Raw genomic sequence first — 17,250 nt, 5'->3', positions numbered from 1 at the left:
TGATTAAAAGGAGACACCTTATGGAAGACATCGTTATCGTTGCTGCAGCCCGCACCGCCGTAGGCAAATTTGGTGGTTCTTTGGCCAAGACGCCCGCCACCGAGCTGGGCAGCATCGTCATCAAGAGCCTGCTGGAGCGCAGCGGCCTGCCCGTAGATGCCGTGGGCGAAGTGATCCTGGGCCAGGTGCTGGCGGCAGGCGTGGGCCAGAACCCCGCGCGCCAGGCCGGCATCAAGTCTGGTTTGGCCAAGGAAACCCCTGCGCTGACCATCAACGCCGTGTGCGGCTCCGGCCTCAAGGCCGTGATGCTTGCGGCCCAGTCTGTGGCTTGGGGCGACAGCGAGATCGTGATTGCCGGTGGCCAGGAAAACATGAGCGCATCGCCCCACGTGCTGCTGGGCAGCCGCGACGGCCAGCGCATGGGCGACTGGAAGATGGTCGACACCATGATCACCGATGGCCTGTGGGATGTGTACAACCAGTACCACATGGGTATCACCGCCGAGAACGTGGCCAAGGCCAACGGCATCACCCGCGAACAGCAAGACGCGCTGGCGTTGGGCAGCCAGCAAAAGGCGGCGGCTGCGCAAGAGGCTGGCAAGTTCAAGACTGAGATCGTTCCTGTCTCCATCCCCCAGCGCAAGGGCGACCCCATCGTGTTCGATGCGGACGAGTTCATCAACAAGAAAACCAATGCTGAGGCCCTGGCCGGCCTGCGCCCTGCGTTTGACAAGGCTGGCAGCGTGACGGCGGGCAACGCGTCTGGCATCAACGACGGCGCAGCCGGCGTGGTGGTCATGACCGCCAAGAAGGCCGCGGCCCTGGGCCTCACACCCCTGGCCCGCATTGTCAGTTTTGGTACCACCGGTCTGGACCCCGCCCTCATGGGTCTGGGCCCCGTTTCCGCCACCCAGCGTGCCTTGGCCCGCGCGGGCTGGAAGGCGCAAGACGTGGACCTGTTCGAACTGAACGAAGCCTTTGCTGCGCAAGCCTGCGCCGTCAACAAGCTGCTGGACATCGACCCTGCCAAGGTGAACGTGAACGGTGGCGCCATCGCAATCGGTCACCCCATCGGCGCGTCCGGTGCCCGCATCCTGGTGACGCTGCTGCATGAGATGCAGCGCAGCGGCGCCAAGAAGGGCGTGGCTTCGCTGTGCATTGGTGGCGGCATGGGCGTGGCCCTGGCGGTCGAGCGTTAAGAGGTTTTGGGCTGCTAGCCCGCATGGAATATGCGCAAGCAGCTCTGTTTTTCATAGCAGTTGAATTTATAAAGAGGACACAAAAATGACACAAAAAGTAGCGTACGTGACCGGCGGCATGGGTGGTATCGGCACCGCCATCTGCCAGCGCCTGCACAAAGAGGGTTTCAAGGTCATCGCCGGTTGCGGCCCCACCCGCGACTTCACCAAATGGCTGGATGAACAAAAGGCGCTGGGCTACACCTTTTACGCCTCCGTCGGCAATGTGGGCGACTGGGATTCCACCGTGGAAGCCTTTGGCAAGACCAAGACGGAGCACGGCACGATTGACGTGCTGGTGAACAACGCGGGTATCACCAAAGACCGCATGTTTCTGAAGATGAGCCGTGAGGATTGGGATTCGGTGATCGAAACCAACCTGAACTCCATGTTCAACGTCACCAAGCAAGTGGTGGCCGACATGGTGGAAAAGGGCTGGGGCCGCATCATCAACATTTCGTCGGTGAACGGTGAAAAGGGCCAAGCCGGGCAGACCAACTACTCGGCCGCCAAGGCCGGCATGCATGGCTTCTCCATGGCGTTGGCACAAGAGCTGGCCACCAAGGGTGTGACGGTCAACACCGTCAGCCCGGGCTACATCGGCACCGACATGGTCAAGGCTATCCGCGAGGACGTGCTGGCCAAGATCGTGGCCACCGTGCCCGTCAAGCGACTGGGCGAGCCGTCCGAAATCGCATCCATCATCGCCTGGTTGGCGTCGGAAGAGGGTGGTTATGCCACCGGCGCCGACTTCTCGGTCAACGGTGGTTTGCATATGGGCTGATGCCTTGTCCTCTCCGGCCTGGTGCCGGAGTTACAAAAAAGCCCGCAACCGCGGGCTTTTTTGTAACTGACCGGTGTCTTAGGTGCCTACCCCTAGCGCAGGTCTGCTTCAATGTGGCAGATATGCCAAAACCGCAGTTGCAAGTGACAGTTTCCCCTCGCAGCGTGGGGTATGCTCGAGGCAGCTTGACAGCGGTCAAGAAAGTGGGTTCGCAATGCGGATCCGGCCTGTCACCAACGTGGGGCTGACGGGCCCAAGGCGATAGTAACCAACACAATATGAACACTGAAGAGTCCGTTTGGGTAGATACCAAACTGCTGCGCGTCGGCTTGTATGTAGAGCTGGACGTGGGCTGGATGTCGCATCCGTTTCCCACGGGTAGCTTCAAGATTTCTTCACAAAAGCAAATCGACACCATCCGGGAACTGGGGCAAGTGCGCGTGCGCTATCTGCCCTCCAAAAGTGACCCCGAAGCACTCGCGGGCTTGAATGGCACGCCCACCGCCTCCGCTGCAGCCCAGTCGGCGGCCGCGGAAGAGCGCCTGCAAGCTGCCATGCGCGAACGTGAGCAGCGCCGGCTGCGTGCCCTGGCCGTCTCGGCCCAAGAGCGCAGCTTGGTGGTGTGTGAGCGCCGCTTTGGCGAGTCCGTGCGCCTGTACCGCAAGGCGCTGGACCAGGTGCAGACCCAGCCCAAAGTGATGGCGGAGCAGTGCCACGCCATGGTCAATTCCTATGTCACCGAGCTGCTGGAAGACGGCGAGGCGTCCATCCGACTGCTGTCGGAAGCCGCGGGCGACAAGTCGTCCATGCACCCGGTCAACGTGACCATCGTGTGCCTGCTGCTGGGCAAGGCCATGGGCCTGCCCCACAGCGACATGCTGGACCTGGGCCTGGCTGCGTTTCTGCATGACATCGGCAAGGTCAAGGTGCCTGACCGCGTGCGCTGGGTGGAGGAAAACTTCTCGTCCGTCGAATACCGCATGTACCAAGAGCACGTGGCCCAGGGGGCTTTGCTCGCCAAGGCCATGGAGCTGAGCCCTGGTGCCCAAAACGCCATGGTGCAGCACCACGAGCTGGTGGATGGCAGCGGCTTCCCCACGCGCATGAAGGGCGACTCCATGTCCATGGCCGGCCGTATCCTGGCGCTGGTGAATCGCTACGACAACCTCTGCAACCCCAGCCGCCCCGGTGCCGCACTCACGCCGCATGAAGCCTTGTCGCTGATCTTTGCGCAGCTCAAAACGCGTTTTGATGCGGCGGCGCTGAGCGCCTTTATCCGCATGATGGGTGTGTACCCGCCGGGCTCGGTGGTGCAGCTGATTGATGACCGCTATGCCATCGTGGTGTCGGTCAATTCGGCGCGCCCGCTGAAGCCGCGCGTCATCGTGCACGACCCCAGCGTGCCTAAGCAAGAGGCGCTGATCCTGGACCTGGAGCATGCGCCCCATCTGGGCATTCGCCGCAGCCTCAAGCCCTCGGCCCTGCCTGCATCGGCACAGGACTACCTGGCACCACGGCAACGCATCTGCTATTTCTTTGAACAGGCCACGGACCCCGAGTCACCGGAACCGGTTGCATGACAGTCCAAGCTTGGGCACGCTTGTTGGAGGGCATGCTCGAAGCAGTTTGGTTGGTTGACCCCAAAACCCTGCGCATTCTGGCGGTGAACCAAACCGCCGCCTCGCTCGTGGGGCTGCCGGCCACTGCGATGGTGGGCCTCCCCGCGATCGACCTGACCGCCACCCCGGAAGACATGTTTTTCTGGGAAGACGTGGCCGCCGGCGTGGCCCACAACATCCATTCCAACACCCTGCTGCGCGGTGCCGATGGTGACGCCATTCCCGTAGAGCGCAAGGTCAGCCGCGTCTGGTTGCAGGACGATGAACCGGTGTATGTGGTGGGCCTGCGCGACATGCGCCCCCAAAAGCACGCCGAGGACGAACTGGAAAGGCGCCTGGCCGAGCTGCGCGCCACGCTGGAGTCCACCGGCGACGGTATTTTGGTGACCGACCTGCAAGGCCAGGTGCGCAACTACAACCGCCGCTTTGCCGAACTCTGGCGCCTGCCGGTGGCGCTGCAAGAGACGGCCGACCAGTCCGCCCTGGACAGCCACATGGCGCAGATGCTGCAGGACGCTGGCGTTGTGCAGCCATTGCCGGCCTACGGTGGTAATGGGAGGGCCGACGTGCTGCGCCTGACCGATGGCAAGACGCTGGAGCGCGTGAGCGTGCCACAGACCAGCCACCACCAGGTGCAGGGGCAGGTGTACTCGTTCCGCGATATTTCGGCCCGTGTGGCGGCTGAAGGGCAGCTGCGCCTGGCGGCCAAGGTGTTCGAGTCCAGCCCCGACGCCGTGTTCATCACCGATGCCGCGTTTGCCGTGGTGCAGGCCAACCCGCGTTGCGCCCAGCTCACGGGAGCCCAGATGGGGCGTCTGGTGGGCACGTCGGCGCAGCTGCTGTTCCATGACCCTGGGCGGCCGGAGCTGTTTGCCGATATTGAAATGGCGCTGCTGGCCCACGGCATGTGGACTGGGGAGGTCTGGCGCACGGTCGAGGATGCCTCGGTGGCGGTCGAGGTGTCCTGGGTGGCGCTGACGGATGCGCAGGGCGCCATCGTCAACACCATCGGGCATTTCAAGGACCTGACCGAGCGCCTGGAGGCCCAGCGTCGCATCGAAAAACTGGCCTACCGCGACGTGCTGACCGGCCTGCCCAACCGCCTGTTGCTGGCCCAACGTGTGGACTTTTCACTGCGCCTGGCGGAACGTGGCGGCGGCACCTTCGCGGTGATGTTTATCGACCTGGACCGCTTCAAGAACATCAACGACTCGCTGGGCCATGCCTTTGGCGACCGCGTGCTGATCGAGGTGACCGAGCGCATCCTGCATTGCATGCGCGATGTGGACACGCTGAGCCGCATGGGCGGCGACGAATTCGTGGCGTTTTTGCAGGACGCCGATGCACTGGGCGCCGAGGTGGCTGCGCGTCGCATCCTCGACGCGATGGCGCAGCCATTTCTTGTGGACGAGATGAACTTCTCACTCGGCTGCAGCATTGGTGTGGCGATGTACCCGGCCGATGGCCGCTCGCTGGACGACTTGATCAAGTGCGCAGATACCGCCATGTACCGCGTGAAAGAGCGCGGCCGCGGCAACTTCCGCTTCTACCAGCCGCAGATGAATGTGGACCTGCTGTCGCGCATGAAGTTGGACCACGCCATGCGCCGCGCCATGGAGTCAGGCTTGTACCGCCTGCACTACCAGCCTCAGGTGGCGCTGGACGATGGCCGCCTGTTGGGCGCCGAAGCCCTGGTGCGCTGGACCGACCCCGAACTCGGCAATGTATCGCCTGGAACCTTCATCCCGCTGGCCGAAGAGTCGGGTTTCATCATCACCATCGGCAGCTGGGTCATGCAGGAAGCCGTGCGCCAGGCCGCGCTCTGGCAACGTGCGGGGCGGCCGCTGGTGGTGTCGGTCAACGTGTCGGCCCTGCAGTTCCAGCAGCCGGATTTTGTGGAGCGCGTGGCGAGCTGTATTGCCGATGCCGAGCTGGACCCTGCGCTGCTGGAACTGGAACTTACCGAGTCCATCCTGGTGCAAGACGCCAATGAGGCGCTGACCCGATTGCATGCGCTGGCCGGCCTGGGCGTGAGCCTGGCGATTGACGACTTTGGTACCGGCTATTCCAGCCTGGCGTATCTGAAGAAATTTCCCATCTCCAAGCTCAAGATCGACCGTACCTTTGTGATGGGCCTGCCCGAGGACGAGAGTGACCGCGCCATTGTGGGTGCCACGGTGGCCATGGCACGGGCGCTCAAGCTCTCGGTTGTGGCCGAAGGGGTGGAGACCGAGGCGCAGCGCGACTACTTGCGTGAACTGCAGTGCGCATCGTTCCAGGGGTTTTTGTGTGCGCCGGGCTTGCCGGCAGCGGAATTTGAAGCTTTGGCGGCGCAGCTGACGCCGCCGCCCAAGCCGGGCGCCCTGGGCTTTTAGCCGGGCAAGGCTCACGCCCTGTGAGGGGGCGGAGTGGGGAAATAAGGTGTCTGCGAACGCCGCCAGACCGTCACCCTAAACCGAAGTTTAGGTGGGCGAGGTCAGCACCAGCTTTGGGTTCATCTGACGCGAGATGATCACGCTAGCAAGGCAATGTTCCAAGCCCGGGCTCAATGAGCATTGGTTCAGGAAATATAAAGCCCGGCAGCATCGCAGACGACGCAATTGTAGGCCTTGGCGGCCCGCTTTAGAGCAAACGACCGTCTTCGCCGAGTGCGGCGTCCAGGCGTTCCAGCAACGAGCTGAGCAGCAATTGGCCATCACCCGCGTGGTCGGCCGACGTGGCCACCGGGCTGGGAGATACAGCGATCGGAGCCGCTGCAGGGGCAGCGGGGCGCTCCGACAGGTCAAAGGCCAGGTTCAGTGCGGCCAGCACGGCAATGCGGTCACGGGCGCGCACCTTGCCCGCGTCACGGATCTTGCACATGGCGGTGTCCACGCGCTCCACGGCCTCCAGCAGGCGTGCGTCGCCGCCTTCCGGGCAGCCCAGCAGGTAGCTCTGCCCCATGATTTGAACTTCAAGCTGTTTCATGTTGGGTCTTTTTGCGTGGCCAGGGTGTCCGGCAGCCGCTCCAGCAACGCATCCACGCGCGCGCGCGCCGCGCCCAGACGGGATTTGAGAGCATCCCGCTCGCTGGTCAGCGTTTCCACCTGGGTGGCGAGCAAGGCGTTGGTGCGCTGCAACTCTTCGTAGCGCACCAGCAGGCGGTCCACGCGCTCGGCAATTTGGTCGATGGGGATCTGGTTCGACATAGAAGCCGCATTGTAGGGTGAGCGAAAGCTAGGGCAGCGTAAAATGCGCGGGTTGGTGCTCGCGGTGTGGTTCACACGCCGCAGTTCAACGGGAAGCAGGAGGGCGCCGCTGGCAACAGCGAACCTAACCTGCGCTGCCCCCGCAACGGTAAGTGGACGAGTCCTTGCACTCCGCTTCCATCACGGCCACTGAGCGTATTGAACACACGTTTGGGAAGGCGATGGAGGTTGCATCCACCAGCCCGGATACCGGCCAACACGGAGGAGGTGCGCCTGGCGCGCCTCCGTGACGCCCATGCCCTGGCGGGGAAGCCGGGGAGGGTTCCTGTTCGGGTTTTTGCTTTCATGACATTGTGTATTTCTGGGGTGCGATGTTCGGCGCTCCTGCTCGCCCCATGGGTGTGGTCCGCTGCGCAGGCACAGATAGAGTCGTCCGTGCCTCTCAAGGAGGTGGTGGTGACCGCGACGCGCATGGCGCAGCCAGTGGGGGATGTGGTGGCCGATGTCACCATCATTGACCGCGAAACCCTGGAGCGCGCCGGCCCGGTCGGGTTGGCCGATGTGCTGGCCCGCGTGCCAGGGCTGGAAATTGCCCGCACGGGCGGGATTGGCAATGCCACCTCGGTGTTTGTGCGGGGCGGTGAAAGCAGGCACACCACGGTGCTGGTGGACGGTGTGCGGCTGGATTCGCAAAACGTCAGCGGCGGGGCCAACTGGAACACCATCCCGCTCGCGCAAATTGACCACATTGAAATCGTGCGCGGCCCCACCAGCGCGGTCTATGGCTCGGACGCGGTGGCCGGCGTGATCCAGATTTTTACCAAAAAAGGCCAGGGTCGGTTTGCACCTATCCTGGCGCTGGGCTACGGCAGCAACAATACGCAAACCCTGGACTTCGCGGCCAGTGGTGGCTTGGGCGTGGTGGATTATTCCTTTGGTATTTCCGGTGCCACCAGTGATGGTTTCAACATCCGTACCGTCAGCACGCAAAACCCCGATGCCGATGGCTACCTCAGCAACAGCGGCAATCTGCGTGTGGGCCTGCAGTTCAACCCGGACCAGCGCCTGGAGCTGACCGCGCTGCAAAGCCGCATGGACGCGCAGTACGACGGCGGCCTGACCAAGGACTACCGCAGCATCAATAGCAATAGCACCCAAAGCCTGCAGTGGAATGCCCAGTGGACCGAGCACTATGCCACCAAGGTGAGCCTGAGCCAGGGTCTGGACCAGGGGCGCGATCTGCCCGCGGATTCAAACAACCGCACGCAGATTGACAGTGCCTTGTGGTTCAACGAATACCGCATGGGCCCGCAGACCTTCAGCACCACGCTGGAGCAGCGCAACGACGCCTTCCAGCTCTCGGGTACACCGCGCATCGATAAGGGCAAGTCCCAAGCGGGTGCTGGCGTGGGCTACGCCTGGTCGGGCGAGGTGCACACCTTCCAGTTCAGCGCCCGCAATGACAATGACAGTGAATTTGGCGGACAGACCACGACATCGGCGGCCTACGCCTACGCGTTCAATCCGCAATGGCGCGCGTCTGCCAGCACCGCCAGCTCGTTCCGCGTGCCGACGCTGTACCAGCGTTTCAGCAAATACGGTGTATCTACCCTGGTGCCCGAGTCTGGCCGCAATGTGGAGCTGGGCCTGCACTACACCGAGGGCGCCAATGCCTTTGGTGTGGTGGTGTACCGCAACACGCTGACCAACCTGCTGAGCTTTCTGTCGGGTGCGACTGCGGCAGGCTGCCCGGTGCCCGCCACGGGCTGCTACGCCAACACGGCCCAGGCCCGTTACCAAGGCGTGGGCTTCAGCACGCAGCGTGCGCTGGATCTGGGGCGGCTCTGGGGTTCTCTGGACCTGCAAGACCCGCGCGACAGCGTGACCGGCAAGCTGCTGCCACGCCGTGCCACCCACCACGCGGTGGTGGGGCTGGACACCCATGTGCAAAGCTGGTCGCTGGGCGGGGAGTTGCAGCTCTCGTCCCTGCGGTTTGACGATGCCGCCAATGCCACCGTGTTGCCTGGTTATGTGTTGCTGAACCTGTCGGCCCAGCGGGCGGTGTCGCGCGAATGGTCGGTGCTGGTGAGGATGGACAATGTGACGGATACCAAGTACCAACTCGCTGACACCTATGCCACCGCCGGCCGCACCCTCTATGTGGGCCTGAAGTGGGCGCCCTGACACTTATGCAAGCTCCCGCGTCCTGCCCCGCCATCCTGATTGCCGCGCCCGCCTCCGGGCAGGGCAAGACGACGGTCACGTCGGCGCTGGCACGCTTGCACACGCGCCAGGGGCGGCGCGTGCGGGTGTTCAAGTGCGGGCCGGATTTTCTGGACCCTTGCTGGCACGCACTGGCCAGCGGTGCGCCGGTTTACCAGATGGACCTGTGGATGACGGGCGAGGCCGATTGCCGTGCGCGCCTGCATGCGGCAGCGTTGGAGGCGGACCTGATCATTGTGGAAGGTGTGATGGGCCTGTTTGATGGCGAGCCAAGCGCGGCAGACCTGGCGCAGCGTTTTGGGCTGCCAGTGTTGGCGGTGGTGGATGCGTCGGGCATGGTGGGCACCTTTGGCGCACTGGCCTTTGGGTTGCAGCATTACCGGGCCGATATGCCCTGGGCTGGTGTGCTGGCCAACCGAGTGGCCAATGCGCGCCATGCGGGCATGCTGCAGGCCAGCGTGGCAGAAGACCAATGGCTGGGTGCGGTGCTGCGCAATACTGCCCTGGCTTTGCCCAAGCGCCACTTGGGCCTGACGGTGGCGACCGAGGTGGTTGACGCGATGGAACGACTTGATGCTGCAGCCGATGCGTTGGCCACTACACCGCTGGGTCGGATGACGCTGGAGGACTTGCAGCGTTGGGCGGTGGGGTTTGCCGCGCTCGAGCATGCTGCCCCCGTTGCGCCAGGAGCCCGGGTGGCAGAGCGTTCTGCTCCGTGTCCCCCGCCCGCTATGCGGGCTCCTCCTTTACCTGCGCAGAACGCCCTGCCACCCGGACTCCTTCCTTTGTACGGTAGGACGATTGCTGTGGCGCGTGATGCGGCGTTCTGCTTTATTTACGAGGCCAACCTCGACACGTTGCGGGCGCTGGGGGCGGAGCTGGTGTTCTTCTCGCCGTTGGCGGACGCGGCGTTGCCTGTGTGTGACGCGCTGTGGATTCCTGGGGGCTACCCTGAGCTGCATGCGGAAACGATTGCTACCAACACGGCCGTGCGTGCCAGTCTGGCTTCCCACATTGCCGCTAGCAAGCCAGTGTGGGCCGAGTGCGGCGGGATGATGGCGCTGTTTGACACGCTGGTCACTCTGGACGGCCAGCGCCATGTGCAGTGGAGAGTGCTGCCGGGTGAGGTGACCATGCAAAAGCTGCTGGCCGGCTTGGGGCCGCAGCAATTGGTGCTGGAGAGCGGCACCTTGCGCGGCCACACCTTCCATTACTCGACCACGACCACGTCTTTGGAGCCCGTGGCCCGCACGTCGCGCCCGGATACCGAACCTTCTGACGATGCCGGTGAAGCCGTGTGGCAACTGGGCTCCGTGCGCGCCAGCTACTTCCATGCCTGGTTTCCATCTTGTCCTGAGGCCGTGGTCGAGCTGTTCACCGCGTCTGTAGAGGTGGTCGCATGACGGACTTGCTGCACTTCCAGCCCGGCCCGCAGCGCATCGTCTGCCTCACGGAGGAGACCACCGAATGGCTTTACCTGCTGGCACAGGAACACCGCATTGTCGGAATCTCGGGCTACACCGTGCGACCCAAGCGTGCGCGCGACGAGAAGCCACGTGTCAGCGCCTTTCTGAGCGCCAAGCTCGACAAGATCATGGCGTTGCAGCCTGACTGCGTGCTGGGGTTCTCGGACCTGCAGGCCAATATTGCGGCGGACTTGGTCAAGCGCGGTGTGCAGGTCACCATCTTCAACCAGCGCAGCGTGGCCGAGATTTTTTCCATGCTGTTCCAGCTCGCAGCGATGGTGGGCGAGGCAGAGCAGGGTGCAAAGCGCATTGCGAAGATGCAGGAGGACCTGCGGGCCATGCAGGCAGCGGTGGCAGCCAAGGTGGCGGCCGGGGCGCGCCGGCCCAAGGTTTTCTTTGAAGAGTGGGACACGCCCCACATCAGCGCGATCCGCTGGGTGTCGGAGCTGATCGGCATTGCCGGCGGTGACGATTGCTTCCCCGAACTGGCGGCCGAGTCGCTGGGTAAGAATCGCATCATTGCCGACGGGGCTGAGATCGTGCGTCGCAACCCGGACATCATTTTCGGCTCCTGGTGCGGCAAGAAATTCCGCCCCGAGAACGTGGTGGCGCGGGAAGGTTGGGGCGCGGTGAATGCGGTGCGCAATAACCAGTTGTTTGAAATCAAGTCCCCCGACATCCTGCAGCCCGGCCCGGCGGCGCTGACAGATGGCGTGGCCAAGATGCACCAGATCATCCTGCAGTGGATGGACGCGGACCAGGCAGGAGCTTTCACGCATGAGTGATTTGCACATTGCAAAAAGCGAACTGATTCTGGGTGGCCAGAAAAGCGGCAAGTCGCGCCGTGCCGAGTTGCTTGCGCGTGAATGGCTGGTCCAGTCCAGCACCCACCGCGCCGTATTGATAGCCACCGCCCAGCCCTGGGACGACGAGATGCGCCAGCGGATTGCGCGCCACCAGGCCGACCGTGCTGAGCGCGTGCCCGGTATGACCACGGTGGAAGAACCGCTGGCACTGGCCGAGGCGATTCAAAAGCACAGCCAGCCTGACACTCTGGTGGTGGTGGACTGCCTCACGCTGTGGCTGACCAACCGGCTGATGCCAGCGGATTCTGAACAAAATAGGCCTCTAGCCCCCATGAATAGTGCGCCGGCAGCTTCTCTTTTGATAGCAATTGCCCAAGCTCCCGGCCCTGTGGTGCTGGTGGGCAACGAGATTGGCCTGGGCGTGATCCCCTTGGGGCGCGAAGTGCGCGCCTTTGTGGATGCACTGGGCAAGCTGAATCAGGATGTGGCCGCTACCTGCCAGCGCGTGACGCTCATGGCGGCGGGCCTGCCGCTGACTTTGAAGGACGCACCATGAAGCGCCAAGGATTCGGCAGTTTTCTCCGACGCTGCGCTCCGCGAAGCGGCGAAGCGCCACTGCGTTTTGCGCAGGTCAAGGAGGAGCCCGCACAGCGGGCGGGGGACACGGAGCAAAACGCAGTGGCGCTTCGTCGCCTGGCCCAATGGGTGATCGTGTTCGCCTGTGTGTTCAGTGGTGCAGCCCACGCCCTGCAAATCACCGACGACCGCGGTGTCACCATCACACTCCCCGCCGCACCCCAGCGCATCGTGAGCCTGCTGCCCTCGCTGACCGAAACCGTCTGCGAACTCGGCCAGTGCCAGCGCCTGGTGGGTGTGGACCGTTACTCCAACTTCCCCGTCAGTGTGCAAAAACTGCCGCAGGTCGGCGGCGGGCTGGACCCCAATATCGAGATGATCGTGTCCCTCAAGCCCGATGTGGTGCTCATGGCCACCTCGTCGCGCGCTGCGGATCGGCTGCAGGCGCTGGGCATCAAGGTCATTGCGCTGGAACCCAAACGCCATGCCGATGTCCAGCGCGTCATGCTCAAGCTGGGCCAGTTGCTGGAAGTACCCGACGCCGCGCGCATCTGGCGTGCGATAGACGCAGGTGTCTCGGCTGCCGCCCAGTCCCTGCCGGCCAGCACTCGCAATGTGAAGGTGTACTTTGAGGTGAACCAAGGGCCGTATGCGGCGGGCGAGGCGTCTTTCATTGGCGAAACGCTCACGCGCCTGGGCGCCAAAAACATCGTCCCCGCCAACCTCGGCCCGTTCCCCAAACTCAACCCCGAATACATCGTTCGCGCCAACCCCGACCTCATCATGATCGGCCAGCGTAGTGCCGATGGCCTGGCCGCGCGGCCGGGCTGGCCAAGCATCCGCGCGCTGCGCGAGCAGCGGGTCTGCATCTTCCCGCCCGACGAGGCCGACATGCTGGTGCGCCCCGGCCCGCGCATGGCGGAGGGCGCACGCCTCATGGCGAAGTGTTTGACGGACAAGGCTCCCAAGTCCTCTTCGGGAGCCAAACCATGATGCCCACCCGCGTTTTCTGGTTGGTCTGGGCTGGTGTGATGGGTGCACTCGCACTGGTAGCGCTGGGCATTTGCGTGGGCAGTGCCGGGCTGGAAAACCTGTTGGGGCCGCTGCTCAACCCGGCGCAAGATCCGCAGCAAACTGCCATGGCGCAGCAGATCGTCTGGCAGATCCGGTTGCCGCGCACGCTAGGTGCCTGGGCTGCGGGTGCCTTGCTGGGGCTGGCCGGTGCGGTGGCGCAGGGCTTGTTTCGCAACCCGCTGGCCGACCCGTATCTGCTGGGCAGCGCCTCGGGTGCTTCGCTGGGTGTGGCGCTGGCGCTTGCCGCTTTGGGTGGCGGTGCCGGCATGCTGGGCGGCAGCATGAATGGCGGCGTGGCGGTCAGCGTGTTTTCCAGCAGCCTGTGGGTGCGCCTGGGGCTCACCGGTGCGGCGTTTCTGGGCGCGGTGTTTGCGGTGATGCTCACGCTGGTGCTGTCACGAGGTGTGGGCCACACGCTGCGCCTGCTGCTGGCCGGTGTGGTGGTGGGCGTGGTGCTGGGTGCCATGACGCATCTGGTGCTGCTGTTCTCACCTGAATCGCTGCAGGCCATGCAGGCCTTCATGCTCGGCTCCACCGCGTTTGTCGGCTGGACGTCCTGCGTGCTGATGACCAGCGTGTGGGGCGTGTGTGTGCTGGCGGCGTGGTTGCTGGCGCGCGTGCTCGATGGCTTGAGCTTGGGCGACGCCACGGCCGTCAGCCTGGGCTTGCCCGTGGCGCCCATGCGCGCGGCGCTGGTGGCGGTGCTGGCGCTGGCCACGGGCACGGCGGTGGCGCAAACTGGTTTGATTGCTTTTGTGGGCCTGGCCGCGCCGCACCTCGTGCGCTCGGTGGTGAAGACCACCCATGCGCACCTGATGCTGCTTTCCAGCCTCATGGGTGGCGTGTTGCTGATGGCGGCCGACACCTTGGCGCGTGGCCTGATCGCGCCGCAGGAGCTGCCCGTGGGCATGCTCACGGCGGTGTTGGGTGGCGGCTACCTGCTGTGGCTGATGCACCGCAGCAGCAGCCTGGGCGGAGGGCGTGCGGCATGACGATTGCTACCAAAACCATAGCTATCTGCGCAGATGCCATAGGGGCTAGCCTAGGAAATGGCTTGCAAAAACAACCCATCCTGCACGGCATCAGCCTGGACATTGCGGCCGGCAAATGGACCAGCATCGTGGGCCCCAATGGCGCCGGCAAGTCGACCTTGCTCAAGTGTCTGGCTGGTGTGTTGCCACACAGCGGCAGCGTCCATTTGCTGGGCCAGCCGCTGCACAACCTGCCACACCAGGAGCGCGCACGGCAACTGGCCTGGCTGGGCCAAAACGAAACCTCTGCCGATGATTTAACGGTGTGGGACGTGGCCATGCTCGGCCGCCTGCCGCACCAGGCCTGGCTGGCGCCGCCCAATGCGGCAGACCATGCCGCCGTGGAACAAGCACTGCGCGCCACCCGTGCGTGGGACTGGCGCCAGCGCTCTCTGGGCCAACTGTCCGGTGGCGAGCGCCAGCGCGTGCTGCTGGCCCGTGCGCTGGCCGTGCAGGCCCAGGTGCTGCTGATGGACGAACCGCTGGCCAACCTGGACCCTCCACACCAGGCCGACTGGCTGGACGTGGTGCGCGCACTGGTGGCGCAGGGCAAGACCGTGATCAGCGTGCTGCACGAAATCACCATGGCGCTGCAGGCCGACTCTATGGTCGTCATGGCCGGTGGCCGCGTGACCCACCAGGGCGCATGCGCGGACCTGGCCACGCACCGCGCCATGGAAGACGTATTCGACGGACGCATTGCCGTTCACCCCGTGCAAGGGCAGTGGATTGCGCTGCCCAAAGTTACCCAACCCCCCAAGAGGGCACCCATGCAAATTGAAACTCCACCGGTCGATTACGAACGCGTCGTCCCCATGGCCGAGCGCCGCGGCCTGATCATGATCAACACCGGCCACGGCAAGGGCAAGAGCACGGCCGCGTTTGGCATTGCCCTGCGCGCGCACGGCCGCGGCAAAGCCGTCAAGGTCTACCAGTTCATGAAGGTTCCTACCGCGCGTTTTGGCGAGCACCGCTTGTTTGAGCAGTTGGGCATCCCGATCGTTGGCCTGGGTGACGGCTTTAGCTGGAAGAGCAAGGACCTGGACCATTCGGCCCAGTTGGCGCTGGACGGCTGGGCCAAGGCCGAGGCGACCATTCGTGCCGGGGAACACTTCATGGTGGTGCTGGACGAAATCATGTACCCGCTGCGCTACGGCTGGATTCCGCTGGAGACCATCCTGACCTGCCTGCGCGAGCGTCCGCCGCATGTGCATGTGGTGCTGACCGGCCGCAATGCGCCGGGCGAGCTGATCGACCTGGCGGATACCGTGACCGAGATGACGCTGGTCAAGCACCATTTCAAAGCCGGTGTGCCCGCACAGCGCGGCATTGAGGACTGAAGTTTTGCGCGCATTTTTTGTCCTTGTTGCAGTGGCGCTGGGGTTTGTACCCAGTGTGGCCCTGGCCCAGGCACAGCCTGTGTCCCGCATCGTCACGCTCGCCCCCTCGCTGACCGAGGCCGTGTGCGCGTTGGGCCACTGCGCGCAGTTGGTGGGCACCGATCGGCACTCCACCTGGCCCGCGTCGGTGCTGGCGTTGCCCAAGGTGGGCGGTCTGGAAGACGCGCAGATCGAGCGCATCGTGACGCTGCGACCCAACCTGGTCTTGTTAGGGCCGCGCAGCCGCGCGGGTGAACGCCTGCAGGCGTTGGGTGTGCCGGTGATGATGCTGGACGCCCGCACCCACGCCGATTTGAAGCGCGTGCTGGTGAAGCTGGGTGAGGCACTGGGTGAACCCGCCCGCGCGGCCGAGCTGATTGCCCGCATCGATAGTGAGCTGGATGCCGCCGCGGGCCGCATGCCCGCTGCCTTGCGTGGGTGCAGTGTCTATGTGGAAGTAGGCGCCGGGGCGTCCGCTGCCAGCGAGAAAAGTTTTATTGGGGAGACTGTGGCCCGACTCGGCTTGGTCAATGTGGTGAGTGGCGAGTTGGGCCTGTTCCCCAAAATCAACCCCGAGTTGCTGCTGCGCCGCCCGCCAGACCTCATCATTGGCCCGCGTGCCACGCTGGCCAACCTGTCAGACCGCCCCGGCTGGGGCACGCTGCCGGCAGTGCGCCAGCAACAGCTGTGCCTGCTGGATATCGAACGTATGGACCTGCTATCACGCCCTGGTCCGCGCCTGGGTGAGGCCGCCCAAATGCTGGTGGAGTGCCTCAAAGCACTGCCATACCGTTGATTCGTTAATTGAAAGAGACCTATGCAAACCCGAAAAATCCCCGCCACCATCATCACCGGCTTCCTGGGCAGCGGCAAGACCACGCTCTTGCGCCACCTGCTGGCCAACGCGCAGGGCCGCCGCATCGCGGTCATCGTGAATGAGTTTGGCGAGCTCGGCATCGACGGCGAACTGCTGCGTGGCTGTGGCATTGGCTGCGACGAGAACGGTGAAGAAAACGGCCAGCTGTACGAGCTGGCCAACGGCTGCCTGTGCTGCACCGTGCAGGAAGAGTTTGCCCCCGTGATGGAGCAGTTGGCCAAGCGCCGTGACCAGATCGACCATCTGATCATTGAGACCTCGGGCCTGGCGCTGCCCAAGCCGCTGGTGCAGGCCTTTCAGTGGCCCGCGTTGCGCAACACGTTTACCGTGGATGCGGTAGTGACCGTGGTGGACGCGCCCGCCGTGGCCGCCGGTGACTTTGCCGATGACCCTGTGGCCGTGGACGCCCAGCGCCGCGCCGACGACAACCTGGACCACGACTCCCCGCTGCACGAACTGTTTGAAGACCAGCTGGCCACGGCCGATCTGGTGGTCGTGCACAAGACCGATGGCGTGACGCCCGCGCAGCTGGTGGACGTGGAGGCCGCTATCCGCGCCGAGACCTTGCCCGGCGTGAAGCTGGTGCATGCCCAGCATGGCCGTATTGACATTGACGTGTTGCTGGGCCTGCAGCGCGCGGTCGAAGACCAGATCGATGCGCGCAAGACCCACCACGACGAGGAAGAAGACCACGACCACGATGCCTTTGATTCGGTGCAGGTGGCGCTGGACGTGAGCAGCCGCGAAGGCCTGCTGGCCGCACTGCAGGGCGTGGTGGCGCGCCACGAGATTTACCGTGCCAAGGGTTTTGTGGCCTTGCCCGGCGTGGCCATGCGCCTGGTGGTGCAGGGCGTGGGTGCGCGCTTTGACAGCTACTTTGACCGCCCGTGGCGTGCCGACGAAGCGCGCCAATCGCGCCTGGTGCTGATTGGCTCTGAACTCGATGCGGCAGTGTTGCAGGCCGAGCTGAGCGAAGCGCTGGCATAAGG

Annotated in this window: 15 protein-coding genes, 1 pseudogene and 1 riboswitch; of the genes and pseudogenes, 14 read left to right on the top strand and 2 right to left on the bottom strand. The window is 64.3% G+C overall.

The window, feature by feature from the left end; translation table 11 throughout:
- Positions 1–20 precede the first annotated feature (20 nt).
- From AC097R_RS13075 to AC097R_RS13060, 4 genes are all read left to right on the top strand, one after another.
- Positions 21–1,199: an acetyl-CoA C-acetyltransferase gene (locus AC097R_RS13075; RefSeq protein ID WP_477887812.1), complete on the top strand. Its 1,179-nt coding sequence runs from the start codon at positions 21–23 to the stop codon at positions 1,197–1,199.
- 85 nt (positions 1,200–1,284) lie between these two features.
- Complete coding sequence (gene phbB / locus AC097R_RS13070) at positions 1,285–2,022, top strand: acetoacetyl-CoA reductase (protein WP_479598588.1); 738 nt, start codon at positions 1,285–1,287, stop codon at positions 2,020–2,022.
- Between the two features lie 278 nt (positions 2,023–2,300).
- Complete coding sequence (locus AC097R_RS13065) at positions 2,301–3,602, top strand: HD-GYP domain-containing protein (RefSeq protein ID WP_479598587.1); 1,302 nt, start codon at positions 2,301–2,303, stop codon at positions 3,600–3,602.
- Positions 3,599–6,016 (top strand): putative bifunctional diguanylate cyclase/phosphodiesterase, encoded by a 2,418-nt coding sequence (locus AC097R_RS13060; protein ID WP_479598586.1) that lies wholly within the window; start codon positions 3,599–3,601, stop codon positions 6,014–6,016. Before AC097R_RS13065 ends, AC097R_RS13060 begins: the two co-directional genes overlap by 4 nt.
- A gap of 247 nt (positions 6,017–6,263) precedes the next feature.
- Here AC097R_RS13060 and AC097R_RS13055 read toward each other — a convergent pair whose 3' ends face one another.
- On the bottom strand, positions 6,264–6,608 hold the full coding sequence (locus AC097R_RS13055; protein ID WP_479598585.1) for a cell division protein ZapA: 345 nt from the start codon (positions 6,606–6,608) through the stop codon (positions 6,264–6,266).
- Entirely contained in the window at positions 6,605–6,829 is a 225-nt protein-coding gene (locus AC097R_RS13050) for a DUF904 domain-containing protein (protein WP_479598584.1), read from the bottom strand. Before AC097R_RS13050 ends, AC097R_RS13055 begins: the two co-directional genes overlap by 4 nt.
- 36 nt (positions 6,830–6,865) lie before the next feature.
- Positions 6,866–7,101: riboswitch (cobalamin riboswitch) on the top strand.
- A 163-nt stretch (positions 7,102–7,264) separates the two neighbouring features.
- On the opposite strand from AC097R_RS13050, the gene AC097R_RS13045 reads away from it, so the two are divergent.
- From AC097R_RS13045 to cobW, 10 genes and pseudogenes are all read left to right on the top strand, one after another.
- A complete protein-coding gene (locus tag AC097R_RS13045) occupies positions 7,265–9,013 on the top strand; it encodes a TonB-dependent receptor domain-containing protein (RefSeq protein ID WP_479598583.1) in 1,749 nt (582 codons plus the stop codon).
- Between the two features lie 5 nt (positions 9,014–9,018).
- Positions 9,019–10,455: a cobyrinate a,c-diamide synthase gene (locus tag AC097R_RS13040; protein ID WP_479598582.1), complete on the top strand. Its 1,437-nt coding sequence runs from the start codon at positions 9,019–9,021 to the stop codon at positions 10,453–10,455.
- Complete coding sequence (locus AC097R_RS13035; RefSeq protein WP_479598581.1) at positions 10,452–11,303, top strand: ABC transporter substrate-binding protein; 852 nt, start codon at positions 10,452–10,454, stop codon at positions 11,301–11,303. The genes AC097R_RS13040 and AC097R_RS13035 overlap by 4 nt, the downstream gene beginning before the upstream one ends.
- Complete coding sequence (gene cobU / locus AC097R_RS13030; RefSeq protein ID WP_479598580.1) at positions 11,296–11,880, top strand: bifunctional adenosylcobinamide kinase/adenosylcobinamide-phosphate guanylyltransferase; 585 nt, start codon at positions 11,296–11,298, stop codon at positions 11,878–11,880. The genes AC097R_RS13035 and cobU overlap by 8 nt, the downstream gene beginning before the upstream one ends.
- Positions 11,877–12,893 carry an ABC transporter substrate-binding protein gene (locus tag AC097R_RS13025; protein ID WP_479598579.1) on the top strand — a complete coding sequence of 339 codons (1,017 nt, stop codon included), beginning with the start codon at positions 11,877–11,879 and terminating at the stop codon, positions 12,891–12,893. Before cobU ends, AC097R_RS13025 begins: the two co-directional genes overlap by 4 nt.
- A complete protein-coding gene (locus tag AC097R_RS13020) occupies positions 12,890–13,966 on the top strand; it encodes a FecCD family ABC transporter permease (RefSeq protein WP_479598578.1) in 1,077 nt (358 codons plus the stop codon). Before AC097R_RS13025 ends, AC097R_RS13020 begins: the two co-directional genes overlap by 4 nt.
- A pseudogene (locus AC097R_RS13015) lies at positions 13,963–14,748 on the top strand (ABC transporter ATP-binding protein); the annotation flags it as partial. The gene AC097R_RS13020 and the pseudogene AC097R_RS13015, both read left to right, overlap by 4 nt.
- A gap of 27 nt (positions 14,749–14,775) precedes the next feature.
- The gene (gene cobO, locus AC097R_RS13010) at positions 14,776–15,345 is read left to right on the top strand and encodes a cob(I)yrinic acid a,c-diamide adenosyltransferase (protein WP_479599549.1); all 570 of its coding nucleotides are present in this window, start codon (positions 14,776–14,778) and stop codon (positions 15,343–15,345) included.
- Between the two features lie 4 nt (positions 15,346–15,349).
- Positions 15,350–16,180, top strand: a complete 831-nt coding sequence (locus AC097R_RS13005) for an ABC transporter substrate-binding protein (RefSeq protein WP_479598577.1) — start codon at positions 15,350–15,352, stop codon at positions 16,178–16,180.
- 21 nt (positions 16,181–16,201) lie between these two features.
- Positions 16,202–17,248 (top strand): cobalamin biosynthesis protein CobW, encoded by a 1,047-nt coding sequence (gene cobW, locus AC097R_RS13000; RefSeq protein ID WP_479598576.1) that lies wholly within the window; start codon positions 16,202–16,204, stop codon positions 17,246–17,248.
- Positions 17,249–17,250: the final 2 nt, after the last annotated feature.

The sequence above is a fragment of the Rhodoferax sp. ZS1R25 genome, assembly GCF_056521335.1.
Note: the sequence above shows the minus strand (reverse complement) of the source record. Positions and strands in the feature narration are given on the sequence as shown.

Bases quoted from the DNA above. Each gene is read 5' to 3' on its own strand.
- cobO (WP_479599549.1), top strand. From the start codon at position 14,776: ATGCAAATTGAAACTCCACCGGTCGATTACGAACGCGTCGTCCCCATG.
- phbB (WP_479598588.1), top strand. From the start codon at position 1,285: ATGACACAAAAAGTAGCGTACGTGACCGGCGGCATGGGTGGTATCGGC.
- AC097R_RS13035 (WP_479598581.1), top strand. From the start codon at position 10,452: ATGACGGACTTGCTGCACTTCCAGCCCGGCCCGCAGCGCATCGTCTGC.
- AC097R_RS13060 (WP_479598586.1), top strand. From the start codon at position 3,599: ATGACAGTCCAAGCTTGGGCACGCTTGTTGGAGGGCATGCTCGAAGCA.
- AC097R_RS13020 (WP_479598578.1), top strand. From the start codon at position 12,890: ATGATGCCCACCCGCGTTTTCTGGTTGGTCTGGGCTGGTGTGATGGGT.
- AC097R_RS13065 (WP_479598587.1), top strand. From the start codon at position 2,301: ATGAACACTGAAGAGTCCGTTTGGGTAGATACCAAACTGCTGCGCGTC.
- AC097R_RS13075 (WP_477887812.1), top strand. From the start codon at position 21: ATGGAAGACATCGTTATCGTTGCTGCAGCCCGCACCGCCGTAGGCAAA.
- AC097R_RS13025 (WP_479598579.1), top strand. From the start codon at position 11,877: ATGAAGCGCCAAGGATTCGGCAGTTTTCTCCGACGCTGCGCTCCGCGA.
- AC097R_RS13050 (WP_479598584.1), bottom strand. From the start codon at position 6,829: ATGTCGAACCAGATCCCCATCGACCAAATTGCCGAGCGCGTGGACCGC.
- AC097R_RS13055 (WP_479598585.1), bottom strand. From the start codon at position 6,608: ATGAAACAGCTTGAAGTTCAAATCATGGGGCAGAGCTACCTGCTGGGC.
- cobW (WP_479598576.1), top strand. From the start codon at position 16,202: ATGCAAACCCGAAAAATCCCCGCCACCATCATCACCGGCTTCCTGGGC.
- AC097R_RS13040 (WP_479598582.1), top strand. From the start codon at position 9,019: ATGCAAGCTCCCGCGTCCTGCCCCGCCATCCTGATTGCCGCGCCCGCC.
- cobU (WP_479598580.1), top strand. From the start codon at position 11,296: ATGAGTGATTTGCACATTGCAAAAAGCGAACTGATTCTGGGTGGCCAG.